Source organism: Microcoleus sp. Z1_B2, from assembly GCF_036700325.1.
Classification (GTDB): domain Bacteria; phylum Cyanobacteriota; class Cyanobacteriia; order Cyanobacteriales; family Microcoleaceae; genus Microcoleus.
This window is the reverse complement of record NZ_JAUBOQ010000089.1, coordinates 1-10,926: the sequence shown is the minus strand read 5'-3', so window position 1 is coordinate 10,926 and position 10,926 is coordinate 1. Positions and strand designations below refer to the sequence as shown.

Here is a 10,926-nt window from a genome sequence, read left to right as displayed (position 1 = left end):
CGACTTGGCTGCTAGTGAAGTCACTCCAGTAGCTTTGGTTGCTCCTTCTATCAATGGCTAAGTTTTAGTCTGAGATTACAAAAAGCGCTCCTAGAAATAGGGGCGCTTTTTGTTTGGGAAAAAATATTTTTTGGAACAATCAGACTCGGCGGTTGAAACCGCTACTACACAAACGAAGTCCGCGCAACGCGAGACTAAAGAATAGAATATTACAGCCGGATTTAGTATGGCGATAGACTCCAAATTTTTGAAGTCGTATATTATGGAAAAATGATTGTGAAAGGTAAGTCAGATGGTTGTCGCAATTTCTAAAGCAGGATTGGGTAAAGGTGCGGCTTTCCTGTCAAACGTGACATGGGAGACTCTGGAAAAATTGGATGCTGATTTGGCGGACACTGGGGCGCGTTTAACTTATTTGGATGGGTGTTTAGAAATTATGGCTCCTTTATCTGAGGCCCACGAAGAACCTAAAAACACTTTAGGCCAGCTTTTAGAGATTTATATGCGGATGAAAAACATCCGTTTCTATGGGCGCGGCAGTACAACTATCGGGATGAAGAAATTAGGCGCGCGGAAAGAACCGGACGAGTCTTATTGTTTGGGTACGCGCAAGTCAGTTCCAGATTTGGCGATCGAGATAACAGTGACGAGTGGTGGAATTGATACGCTGGAAATCTATCGTCGGGTGGGTGTGCAGGAGGTTTGGTTTTGGGAGGATGGTGTAATTTCGGTTTATTGTTTGCGCCCAACGGGATATGAATTGGTGAGTAAGAGCGAACTTTTGGCGGATTTGGATTTGCGATCGATCGAGTTCTATTCGCGTATGGCAGACCAATATGATGCGGTGAATGCTTTTATGCGATCGTTGTAGAAGTTCAGAAGAGCGATTACAAAAATCCTGCTTTCCCCTCACATTTTGCCTGGGCCGGAGTTTGTTTCCCAGCAGTTTCGGTTCCCGGATTTCGGTAGTTTTGCAGCAGCAATTGGGGCAAAAAGTAGTCACGTAGTTCACGTAAACTCACCGGGACTCCAACATTTCCTCAACTGTCAAGCCAATATCAATTGCAATCCGCTGAAGCAATCGAGGTGATATATCACGCCCTTTATGAAAAGGAACAGTAGTTCCTCGCCCATCTTGGTGACGGAACTGCTTATGTGAGCCTTTTTGACGCACCTCTACAAAGTCAAGGTTCTCTAGTATGCGGACTATTTCCTGTGGTTTCAGAACTGGGATATTGCTCATGTTTATCGGATCACAATCTGTTGTGTACCTATAAACTCAGTCTGAATGACGAGAGTATCATCTTCTAGGAGCATCTCAATTACCTCACGCAGATTCTCGTGTAACTCATCCAAGGTTTCTCCCTGGGAATGCGCCCCAGGAAATCCAGGAATATAACCAACGTAAAGCTTGGTCTCAGAATCTTTTTCGATTATAGCGGTAAATGTTTTCATAAGATTTGCTTTCTATTCGTTAAATGTAAGAAATGTAATCTCTCATAGATTATATAATATTTCACCTGCACTGAATGTATGCTTTGAATACGGGATTGAGGAAAAAGAGCGATCGCCCTCCTACTAACACTTTTTCCACTAAGCCACGTCGCGCTAAAGATTGTATAGCTTGCCAAAATTCTGGTTGGGATAATTCACTATCAGTAGCTTTTCGGGAAATATCTACAGTTTCATTTTGAGTTGCTAACCAGTATAATGCCTTTTTTTCTGAGCCTGATAAACGCTCTAGGTGAGAGTCTAAGATGGGTTCTAAGTCACCTACAAATAAATCATTTACCTCGGATAAAAACAGGGAAACGCTACCATCAAACAACTCCAAAATAGTTGCAGCAATGATATTTAACCAGGAAGGATGACCTTGATAAAGGGCGATCAAGTCTGACCATTTTTCCTCATCGACTAATCCTTTTTGTTGGAAAATTTCTGCGGCTTGTTGTCCTAACCCTTTGAGGTGTAAGCTTCGCGTGGAGAGGTTTTCGGCTTCTAAATTCGCGATTTCTTTGGGTTTTTCCCAACTGAGGAGGATTAAACAACTCTGATGAGAGGATGTGGCAATTTGTTTGAAAAATTTGCCATAGTCTTCATAGCCTGCTAAATATTGACCTGCTAATTGACTGCTACTAAAAATATTCTGTACGTCATCAAGAATTACTAGACAGCGAGAAGATCGGAAATAATCGATGATTGTGGGTAATGGGAGTTGTTGCGATCGCCCAAAAAATTGCTTGAGTTCGGTTTGGAGGGTGGAAAGTGCGGGAGTGTTGGTGAGGCTTAACCAAATAATATAATCAAATTCGGTTTGAATTTGTTCGATGAGTTTGAGGGCGATCGCACTTTTGCCAATTCCACTTAAGCCGTAGATGGTAATTAAGCGGGTGTGGGCTTGTAAAATCCATTGTTTGAGGGTGGAGAGTTCTGAAGTGCGATCGTAAAAGTAAGGGAGTTCGGGTGCGTCTGTTAAATCGATTATGGGCGATCGGGCTTGATTTTGGGGAGAATCTGGGGGTGAGGGCGATCGGGTTTTTGTATCTTCAATAGTTTGTACAAATTCATTACAAATATTAATATTTCCTTTTACACATCGAACAAAATTAGAAACTTGAGAAATAGTATATTTTTTTTCTAACTTAGAACGAAAATTAAATTTATTGAGGTCTTCTCCTAATTCCTCACCCAGTTTTTCCCATAATTTAGCGGCTTCTTTTTTAACGTGAGATTGACTGCAATTAAACTCTTTAGCTATTTGAGGATATTTCTGTCTTTGCCAAACACCCGTTAGTATTGCTTCCTCTAGGGGTGTGAGATTGTCTCCGGTGCGCTCAAAAATTAAGTTATCAGCCCATTGTACAACATCTTCAGCATTCATGAGTCAGGGTTGAGGGAGGTTTGGTGTACTATATTCTACCCAATCCTACTTTGTCAACTGGATTGTACCAAATTCCACTAAATTGGTTCAAGATGGTTAGAAAATTTGGGTACTAAATCCTACCATTTTAGTTTTTATATTTCCGCTAAATGTTGCAAACTATAAATTAGTACATACCGTAGGGTGCATCTGACGAAGTTATGGATGACACTTGTGTAAGTCCTCTAAATAGAAGCTCTACTATCATGGAAGTTATTAGAAATTTTTACCAACCTTGGCTTGAAAAATGGGGCAGCCATCGTTTTCAAGCTATTCTCTTAATATGTTTCTTGCTATGGACACCTCTCCTAATTGCGGAAACTTTGCAGGTTCAAAATTCCTGTGATCCTATGATTCATTGGTCTAAGGAGTTGATACCAAAATGCCAACCAATCATTACTGACATTGATGATAATCCACCGCCAAAGCCATCGGAGAATCCGATTCAGCAATCATTGAAACAAATCGTAGAATCTTCAAAAGAACATCCCGATCTTAGTGGAGCAAGTATTGGAATTGCTTTTGCAACTGGTGCAGCCATCGCTAATGCACCTTTAGTTGTTACCGTAGGAATTGGTATTGCTTTGTGGTTAGCTATCAGAACAGCGCTTTCTCCTTAGAAAGCTAAATCAAAGCCTGATCAAACTTGTTCACCATGACTTTCTTTAAGGAGCGATTTACTAAAAATGGAACCTGTTTCTAATGAATCTCAACAGCCTTCTAACCTAGCACATACTCCCTTAAATACTGATTCGCAAGTTCTTCCTTCTCCTACAGGGCAACTTCAGCAGAATTCAAATAGCCTAGAACCCGCATCGTTCTCACTAAGATTTTCAGGATGGGAACTTGCAGCAGGTAGATGGGCTGTTCTGGGAATTGTAGTAGTTGCTACTGCGTGTACATTTTTTCTTTTAACTAAAGGAAGCGAATTTTGCTTCTTTAGCACTTGTACTACGGCGAATACTACGACGACATCTCTAGCTACTAATTTCTGGGGATTTTTAGGGGGGGCAGCAACTCTAATGATCCTCACTAATGTGCTTGGTGTCGCGCTTGTTCCTGCTGTTGCTGTGGCAATGGGAATTTGGCTTTTGATGCAAATTTCACTCCATTAGTTTGTGAGAATAAAATTAATTACTTCCCAAATATGAATTTAGTTGAAGTTGATAATGTATCGAAATCATTCTACAAAGGGTTTGGCGCTAATCAAATCCTTAAGGATATCAATCTAACTGTAAAGGAAAATGATTTTATTGTTCTGCGCGGTGAAAATGGAGTTGGGAAATCTACATTACTTAATTTAATTCTAGGGTTATTAAGACCTAGTGGTGGACAAATTCAACTTATGGGACTTCCTCCAGATAACTCTTTTTCTAAAATCGGCTTGGGCGTAGTTTTGCAAGACACTCAAGTTCCCCGAAAAGTCAAAGTTAAAGAATTAGTTGATCTACTGCGAAGCTACTACCCCAACCCTCTTTCAAGGGAAGAGCTCATGAATAAAGTTAATCTCACATACAAGGAAGATGCTTGGGCGACTGATTTATCTGGGGGGCAAAAGCAGCGACTCTACTTTGCTCTCGCTTTGGCAGGAAATCCTCGACTTCTCATCCTTGACGAGCCAACGAGGAATTTAGATGATAAAGGTTATGAAGAATTCTGGAAGCAAATAAAACTTTGTCGCCAACAGGGAATTACCATTTTGATGGTGACAAACAATAAATCGGACTCCGATGAACTGGATACTTTGGCTACTCGGTACATTACACTGGAAAAACTCTCTGAATCTTCTGACAAAAGCCAATTAGTTGAAGAGTTTCGGATGGCAGCTAAATCAGAAGAAAAATTAGATGCTGTTGCCGCACCTGAACCAGTCATTAATAAATCAGAGCCTTTTAATCAAAACATTTTGGCGATTATCAAAAACCAGCTTTTCTTTGAAATACTACAATTTCTTCGGACTCCTGTGTTTCTTCTTGCCACTCTCAGCTTAGTAGCTTTTGTCCCCCTATTGCAATTTATACCTGATATAACAGAAGATTTTGAAAGACAAGCTATAATTTATATTTCGGGACTTATCTTGTTTACAATTGTGATTGAGCGTATCGGCAAACGAATTGCTGTTGAGCGCTCTGAAGGATGGCTGAAATTGTTGAGGACGACACCTTTACCCCCAATCGCATACATAGTAGCAAAGATAGGGACAGCCATCCTACTTTGTACCATCAGCCTCTTACTAATTTTTGTACTGGCAACCTGGCAACTGGAAATAACAGGCGATGCCAGTTCCTGGCTAGTTATCTTCATCTGCCTAATTCTGGGTATTATCCCCTTCGCAATTCTTGGTCTAGCAATGGGATATTTGATCGACCCCAGAAGCGCTGATTCTATCCTTAGCTTGTCATTAATTGTTGTTCCTCTAACCTGTGGACAAATTCCAATTTCTGAATCAAAAATTGTACAGAATTTGATGGCCTTATCGCCGTTTTACCATTATCGAGAGCTGGTATTTTGGGCAGCAAAAGTGCCTCCTTATAATAATCAGATATTTCTACACTTGCTGTGGCTGATTTGGAGTTTGGGCGTATTCGGATTAATTGCTATTTGGTCATACCAGAGAGATCAAGAAGTTCAATAATTATCGATCATCAACCCAAATTTAAATTGATCAGATCCTCACCACATTCAACCAAGTGAACGTCGTTTAATTAGCAACTTTAGCGTATGTCAGGGGAAATACAGCACTTTTCAAATAATTTAATGGTTTTGAATTCACCTCTAAATCCTTTAGTTAGTAATAGGTGCGTCAAATTGAGATTAATTTTAGATGAAAGAGTAATTTTACTTATGACACACCCTACATCTTACAAATCCCCCTACCTCCTCACTGGCTGAAATCCCTGCACAAAAGTTATCCAGCGTGGTACTTTATCACCTGTAATATTTAGAATAGGAATGTTGAAACTTCTGACATCAGGGCGACCAATTTCACCAGCAGAAAAAGTAATATTCGTAGGTTCTGATTTACCTAAACCATAGGCACTAGCTATTTGATTAGCAAGTCGGCAGGTTATTACAAAACTTCCCATATTAATCGTGCCACCCCCAGCCTCGTAATTCCAAGTAATACCAGGTGTTAAATTTCCCTGCTGACACATAAAGTGAGTGACTTCAAACATTTTAGCAATGTGAACATCATATCGCCTTAAGCGTCCTCCATAGGCCGATGCTCTGGTATCGCTTTCTGGTACTACAATCGATCCAAATCCTTCGTCAAAACCAAGCTTCATCGGTAGTGCTGTAGAACTTGTGAGCGGTTGACTCGCTTGAGGTTGTACGCGGGTTGGTGACATCTGTATTGGTTTGACAAATTGACTATTAGCGCGAATAAAACAACCTTGCGCCGCACCAGCAGTGTAGGTTTTTCCTACAAAAAGCCAAGGTAAACCCCTGGTATCACGGAAAGTAACACCAGCATTACCAGGAAAGCTTTCAAAACGCTGTCCCTGTTTTAAAACACCAACTACAGACCAATTAAAAACATCAAATGGAGTGCGGTTGTCAACACGCATAAATTCTTCAAAAGAAGAATTCATGCGACAATTTAACCCCTTTGGGTCTGAGTCTACTACTTCCCAATAAGTATGATAAGTTCTTCCTATATAATCCCCTTGATTATTAGGACTTGGGAGAGGTGCAGTAGAACCGAGTTTAGCTGTTCCTAATACCAGACAAGTTGCCAGAGGAATGGTTTTTAATTCTTTTAACATGAATCTCACTTTTAAAACACTATATTGATCATAGTATTTAAGGATTTTATGATACATTAATTATATCATAGTTTAGTATAAAAAACTATAGCTCCGACTTAAACTTGGCCTTAGCCGCTCGCAGTTTTTTCCAAGCAACTTCCGTTCCAGGTTTTGGTGGTTGGGCGGCAATTCGGGCAATGAAATCGCGATTTTTTTCTTCATAATACAGCCGCAGTTCTTCAACTTCCTTAAGAACCATTTGATACTCAGCTTCAACATCAGCGCGATTTGCCTCAATATAATTTAAAGCCGCGTTAATTTGTTCCTCTGTAAGCTCAAACAATCCTCTGATAAACTTAGGTGGATATTGAGCCGTCACATAGTCCATGATGCCAGATGGTAATGCGCGCACCGGCCATCGCTAGTCCTCTTTCTGTACGGATGATAGATGTTTGTTCGTTAGGTATGCTTGTCATCTCTCTAGCATCCTACAAGTGATCTCTATATTACTAGCTGATTAATTGCAAGCCCTAGATGTGCTATCGCTAAAGTTGTATTCGCCAATAGCCGATCAATATGATGCGGTGAATGCTTTTATGCAATTGATGTAGAAATTGAGAAGAGTGCAGCACAAGCATTGTTAACTTTCATTAGAAGTGTCACCCGATCGCCCTTGAAAACTAATGCGGCGGTAGACTTCAGACATCGGAAGTTCTATATTTAAACTGTGCAGGACGATCGCCCGATCGAGCCGATCGCAAACTTGCCATTGCCAACGATCGCTACTTGGGCGATCGCCATTATAATATTGCTCAATATATGGTTCAGCTTGACTAACCAGCAAATATTCACAAAAACTAGCAAGAGAGCGATATTTTCTGAACTTTTCACCTCGATCGTAGCCTTCAGTAGAGGGCGAAAGAACCTCAACAATCAGTAAAGGATTGAGAATTTCATCCGTGCGATCGCCATTGAATTCTGGTTCACCATCAATGACCATAACATCGGGATAAGTTCCATGATTGAAGCTAGGAATCCAAATTCGTAGATCGCCGTTATAGATTTGAAAATTTGTGTCTCGCACAGTCACGTTAAGAAAAGTCGTAATGTCTACGGTAATACGGCTGTGAGCAGGGGAACCTCCTGGCATAGCGATAATCTCTCCGTTACAGTATTCGTGACGTTCTTCGGCTGTTTCCTCGATCGCCCGGTATTCATCTGGAGTAAAGCGAGTCTTTGTCGCATCGGGAAGATTTGGCGGGTTGGTTTGAGTAATAACCACGATCGCACCTCCTAAATAATTAGACCTTAAATAATTATGGCTGGCAGCTAGATAATTGTCTCAACGCACAGGCGATCGCTTTTTGAGCAAATAAATAATATGGGCGATCGCACAATCTCCTGACATCGCGTTCTCAAAGTTGAGATCCTTCGTGGCTCCGCTGCACCGCAGTATTTAACTGCTGGCGCTGTGCAATTTTGATTAACATCCTCAATGCGTCATTCACTGCTGCATCATTAGGAAAAGCTTGGGCAATATCGGGGTCTAAAAGCACCAAGTTTGTTCCTGCACGATATTGCTCAACATACTTGCCTTTAACACCTCCTTTCATCTGAGCAAAGTCATACTCAGCAAGTAATTCGTCTTCCATTTCGTTCTCAATATCCTTCTTCATAAAACCTCTGCTCCTGGCGGGTAGCTTTTCTGGCACTGATGATTCTTACTGTTTCTCCTCGATCGGTGTGTGCAACAATTAAAAGTTGTCCATACCTGGATATACCAATAATAACGTACCGGCTTTCTCCGATGGAATGCTGAGGATCGGGAAAAGTTACAGATAGCGGGTCAATCGATTTTAGATTTTAGATTTTAGATTTTAGAGGCGACCCCACGGATAAATGCGGGGGGCTTGAGGATTTTCGATTTTCGATTTGGGATTGATTCCACGGATAAATCACGTGGCGGGTAGCATCAAGAAATTCGTGGTCATTAATTAAATATGGTTGTGGCTTCTTGAAAGGAAACACCATGCTTCTCAACATTTAGTGTCGCTTTCTCTGGATTCCATTCAAATTCCATAAATAACTCTCCATGCCTTTTTCCGCTTCTGCTTCACAACCGCTAAATTCTCGCTTTCCTTTTGTTTTTAACACTCAATTGCTTAGTAAGCGCTGTATAATAATGCAAAGCAAAAAGCAGATTAATTCCAAAAAACACCAAAGTTAAAACAAATGTAAAAAAAGACGTAAACGACAGCCGGGAAGTCATCGTAAACATCGCCAAAATGATTGAGCAAAGCCCAAAACCGGAAGCAAAAGAACTTAAAAGCAGCAACCGCACCTTAGACATAGTTTAATTTAAAGATTATCCGTAAAATGCACTCTTGGCAGCTACAGAGGAGTGCCAAATGATACTTATTACTATATAGCGGAATTGCTCAGTTCCGCCAAGGGCAAAACGACTCTTTTCCTAAAAAGGTTTGAATTATACAGAAAAATACAGCCCGCGCTCTTGTAAACTCCTGTTACTCGACTTAATATCAATCAAAGGAATTCCCCAGCCTTCGCGATTATTCCACCTTTCGCCGTACAGTCACCGCAGCCGCAATCGGGCTGACAGCAAAGTATTCGCTTCCAAAACCGCGCTTTCCCTGGGATTCCAAACATTGCCAAAATCCACAAACGCCGTCACCTGCAAAACTCCTTGGTTGTCGCGGGTGCGCTTGCATCGGATACCGCAACTCGGCTGAATCACAAATCCCGCTATCGGCCAGCAAAGCCTCCTGACCAGGAATTTCAAAGGTGGTACCCGCCACGTGATTTATCCGTGGAATCAATCGAAAATCGAAAATCGAAAATCCTCAAGAAAGAGCATTTATCCGTGGGGTCGCCTCTAAAATCTAAAATCTAAAATCTAAAATCGATTGACGGTAGCCCCGCAATGTGTATGAGCCCCCTATACCGAATGGTTCGATCGACAAAAGCTCTGCCCCAGCCAATTTCACATCCGATCGCACCCGCAGCAGCCTCTCAGGAGCCAACAACCGCAGGTAATGCAATTGACTCGGCAAAATCAAAAATTGACTGTCAGGGCTGCGGCTGCTCACCGTAGCGCCAAATGCTGCCACTCCCTGACAAAAGTGCGATCGCGCCGCCAAGACATCTCTCTCTCCCCTCTGAGCTAGTACCTAGTAAAATCCTGAAACAGCCTCAGCACCGCAACCCGATTTCTGCCCCGATTATCTGCTTCCGGCGACAGCGGAAAATCCTTTCCCAGCAAAGATGTATCGCTTTCTCGCCTGCAGGTACCAATACCGATCGCGATTTCTCTTCTCGGATTTTGCACGATCGGCTCGCGGTAAGTCAACTGCCAACTACTTCAAATCGATCGACTTTTATCGTACCCGCAATCTTAGCAATTATGCAGGCTGTGTCGGTGGGGGAACAGCAGGCGGCAAAAGCTGTTCGGCTGAAAGCAAGGGCGCTGGCGGCGCGGGTTATGGGAGAGGAGCCGGATTTGGCCGTCGCGGGTTGGGAATCGGAAATTCGTGTCTGTTTTCTCCTCGGTTCGGCAATGGAGGGAGAGTTTCTGGGGCCTCACTTTGGGTCAATTGATCGAACTCCGGGATGCTATTTTCTTGCTCTGTAGTGTCTCTATCTAATTCTGAACCCGAGTATAAATCACGAAGCCGATCGCGATCGTCTGCTGTTTCTTGATCTAGTTTGAATTGAGACGGTAAATGATCATGCAAAATTGGCGCTTGCACCCCTGAGTCGGTAGCAACCATCGACTCGCCAAGACTTAGAGCTGATAGGAGTGCGGGGCAAATAGCTGCAATTGAAAAACCAAGTGCTAATGCCTTGAAAAACTTGATTTTACAAAAGCCTCTAGAAAATTGCACGGGCATGACAGATTAGCCATATTTGATAGTTATTTACACTTACGATCGGGCGCAGCCGACGCAATTGCAAGGAATAAAATTACTCTATCACTTTTTAAACAATTAATTCCTTAACTCAATATAAAGATAGTTGACAGCAACTCTAGTTTGTGTAATTCACAATTACTGAAAAAACTCTAACCGAAAGCATCGAGGATACCCGCCACGTCATTCATCCGTCCAGAAATAAAAAACCTGTATCCGATGAAACTTGCCCCCGAAATTTATCCGTGGGGCCAATGCTTCAATTCTAAAATCTAAAATCTAAAATCTAAAATCTAAAATCTAAAATCTAAAATCTAAAATCTAAAATCTA

The 10,926-nt window shown here is 41.8% G+C and carries 16 protein-coding genes; 5 read left to right on the top strand and 11 right to left on the bottom strand.

Going from position 1 to position 10,926, the window contains the following annotated elements; translation table 11 throughout:
- Positions 1 to 292 precede the first annotated feature (292 nt).
- Positions 293 to 871, top strand: coding sequence for a Uma2 family endonuclease (locus QT984_RS29115; protein WP_333375520.1), 579 nt, complete (start codon positions 293 to 295; stop codon positions 869 to 871).
- Between the two features lie 16 nt (positions 872 to 887).
- On the opposite strand, the gene QT984_RS29110 is transcribed toward QT984_RS29115, so the two are convergent.
- The 4 genes from QT984_RS29110 to QT984_RS29095 form a co-directional block, all read right to left on the bottom strand.
- Positions 888 to 1,022, bottom strand: coding sequence for a hypothetical protein (locus QT984_RS29110; RefSeq protein WP_333058539.1), 135 nt, complete (start codon positions 1,020 to 1,022; stop codon positions 888 to 890).
- Complete coding sequence (locus QT984_RS29105) at positions 1,019 to 1,243, bottom strand: type II toxin-antitoxin system HicA family toxin (protein ID WP_333058538.1); 225 nt, start codon at positions 1,241 to 1,243, stop codon at positions 1,019 to 1,021. The genes QT984_RS29110 and QT984_RS29105 overlap by 4 nt, the downstream gene beginning before the upstream one ends.
- 2 nt (positions 1,244 to 1,245) lie before the next feature.
- Complete coding sequence (locus QT984_RS29100; RefSeq protein WP_333058537.1) at positions 1,246 to 1,455, bottom strand: type II toxin-antitoxin system HicB family antitoxin; 210 nt, start codon at positions 1,453 to 1,455, stop codon at positions 1,246 to 1,248.
- 61 nt (positions 1,456 to 1,516) lie between these two features.
- A complete protein-coding gene (locus QT984_RS29095; protein WP_333058535.1) occupies positions 1,517 to 2,881 on the bottom strand; it encodes an ATP-binding protein in 1,365 nt (454 codons plus the stop codon).
- A gap of 245 nt (positions 2,882 to 3,126) precedes the next feature.
- Between QT984_RS29095 and QT984_RS29090 the strand changes: the two genes are divergently transcribed.
- From QT984_RS29090 to QT984_RS29080, 3 genes are all read left to right on the top strand, one after another.
- A complete protein-coding gene (locus QT984_RS29090; RefSeq protein WP_333058534.1) occupies positions 3,127 to 3,540 on the top strand; it encodes a hypothetical protein in 414 nt (137 codons plus the stop codon).
- A gap of 66 nt (positions 3,541 to 3,606) precedes the next feature.
- A complete protein-coding gene (locus QT984_RS29085; RefSeq protein ID WP_333058533.1) occupies positions 3,607 to 4,035 on the top strand; it encodes a hypothetical protein in 429 nt (142 codons plus the stop codon).
- Positions 4,036 to 4,067: 32 nt separating this feature from the next.
- A complete protein-coding gene (locus QT984_RS29080; RefSeq protein ID WP_333375516.1) occupies positions 4,068 to 5,555 on the top strand; it encodes an ABC transporter ATP-binding protein/permease in 1,488 nt (495 codons plus the stop codon).
- A gap of 238 nt (positions 5,556 to 5,793) precedes the next feature.
- Here QT984_RS29080 and QT984_RS29075 read toward each other — a convergent pair whose 3' ends face one another.
- The 7 genes from QT984_RS29075 to QT984_RS29045 form a co-directional block, all read right to left on the bottom strand.
- Positions 5,794 to 6,744, bottom strand: coding sequence for a hypothetical protein (locus QT984_RS29075; RefSeq protein WP_333058530.1), 951 nt, complete (start codon positions 6,742 to 6,744; stop codon positions 5,794 to 5,796).
- A 28-nt stretch (positions 6,745 to 6,772) separates the two neighbouring features.
- A complete protein-coding gene (locus QT984_RS29070) occupies positions 6,773 to 7,057 on the bottom strand; it encodes a DUF433 domain-containing protein (protein ID WP_333375514.1) in 285 nt (94 codons plus the stop codon).
- A 252-nt stretch (positions 7,058 to 7,309) separates the two neighbouring features.
- Positions 7,310 to 7,951: a Uma2 family endonuclease gene (locus QT984_RS29065; RefSeq protein ID WP_333212799.1), complete on the bottom strand. Its 642-nt coding sequence runs from the start codon at positions 7,949 to 7,951 to the stop codon at positions 7,310 to 7,312.
- A gap of 133 nt (positions 7,952 to 8,084) precedes the next feature.
- Positions 8,085 to 8,345, bottom strand: coding sequence for a hypothetical protein (locus QT984_RS29060; RefSeq protein WP_333251271.1), 261 nt, complete (start codon positions 8,343 to 8,345; stop codon positions 8,085 to 8,087).
- Positions 8,329 to 8,520 carry a BrnT family toxin gene (locus QT984_RS29055; RefSeq protein ID WP_333274841.1) on the bottom strand — a complete coding sequence of 64 codons (192 nt, stop codon included), beginning with the start codon at positions 8,518 to 8,520 and terminating at the stop codon, positions 8,329 to 8,331. Before QT984_RS29055 ends, QT984_RS29060 begins: the two co-directional genes overlap by 17 nt.
- Before the next feature lie 719 nt (positions 8,521 to 9,239).
- Positions 9,240 to 9,485 (bottom strand): hypothetical protein, encoded by a 246-nt coding sequence (locus tag QT984_RS29050; RefSeq protein WP_333058526.1) that lies wholly within the window; start codon positions 9,483 to 9,485, stop codon positions 9,240 to 9,242.
- Between the two features lie 84 nt (positions 9,486 to 9,569).
- The gene (locus QT984_RS29045; RefSeq protein WP_333375510.1) at positions 9,570 to 9,797 is read right to left on the bottom strand and encodes a hypothetical protein; all 228 of its coding nucleotides are present in this window, start codon (positions 9,795 to 9,797) and stop codon (positions 9,570 to 9,572) included.
- On the opposite strand from QT984_RS29045, the gene QT984_RS29040 reads away from it, so the two are divergent.
- Entirely contained in the window at positions 9,788 to 10,318 is a 531-nt protein-coding gene (locus QT984_RS29040; protein WP_333375508.1) for a hypothetical protein, read from the top strand. The two genes, QT984_RS29045 and QT984_RS29040, sit on opposite strands and share 10 nt — an antisense overlap.
- The last annotated feature ends 608 nt before the right edge of the window (positions 10,319 to 10,926 follow it).

What these genes read in the sequence shown, in the direction of transcription:
- QT984_RS29080 (WP_333375516.1), top strand. Translation starts at nt 4,068, where the DNA reads ATGAATTTAGTTGAAGTTGATAATGTATCGAAATCATTCTACAAAGGG.
- QT984_RS29100 (WP_333058537.1), bottom strand. Translation starts at nt 1,455, where the DNA reads ATGAAAACATTTACCGCTATAATCGAAAAAGATTCTGAGACCAAGCTT.
- QT984_RS29075 (WP_333058530.1), bottom strand. Translation starts at nt 6,744, where the DNA reads ATGTATCATAAAATCCTTAAATACTATGATCAATATAGTGTTTTAAAA.
- QT984_RS29070 (WP_333375514.1), bottom strand. Translation starts at nt 7,057, where the DNA reads ATGGACTATGTGACGGCTCAATATCCACCTAAGTTTATCAGAGGATTG.
- QT984_RS29095 (WP_333058535.1), bottom strand. Translation starts at nt 2,881, where the DNA reads ATGAATGCTGAAGATGTTGTACAATGGGCTGATAACTTAATTTTTGAG.
- QT984_RS29040 (WP_333375508.1), top strand. Translation starts at nt 9,788, where the DNA reads ATGCTGCCACTCCCTGACAAAAGTGCGATCGCGCCGCCAAGACATCTC.
- QT984_RS29085 (WP_333058533.1), top strand. Translation starts at nt 3,607, where the DNA reads ATGGAACCTGTTTCTAATGAATCTCAACAGCCTTCTAACCTAGCACAT.
- QT984_RS29105 (WP_333058538.1), bottom strand. Translation starts at nt 1,243, where the DNA reads ATGAGCAATATCCCAGTTCTGAAACCACAGGAAATAGTCCGCATACTA.
- QT984_RS29115 (WP_333375520.1), top strand. Translation starts at nt 293, where the DNA reads ATGGTTGTCGCAATTTCTAAAGCAGGATTGGGTAAAGGTGCGGCTTTC.
- QT984_RS29090 (WP_333058534.1), top strand. Translation starts at nt 3,127, where the DNA reads ATGGAAGTTATTAGAAATTTTTACCAACCTTGGCTTGAAAAATGGGGC.
- QT984_RS29060 (WP_333251271.1), bottom strand. Translation starts at nt 8,345, where the DNA reads ATGAAGAAGGATATTGAGAACGAAATGGAAGACGAATTACTTGCTGAG.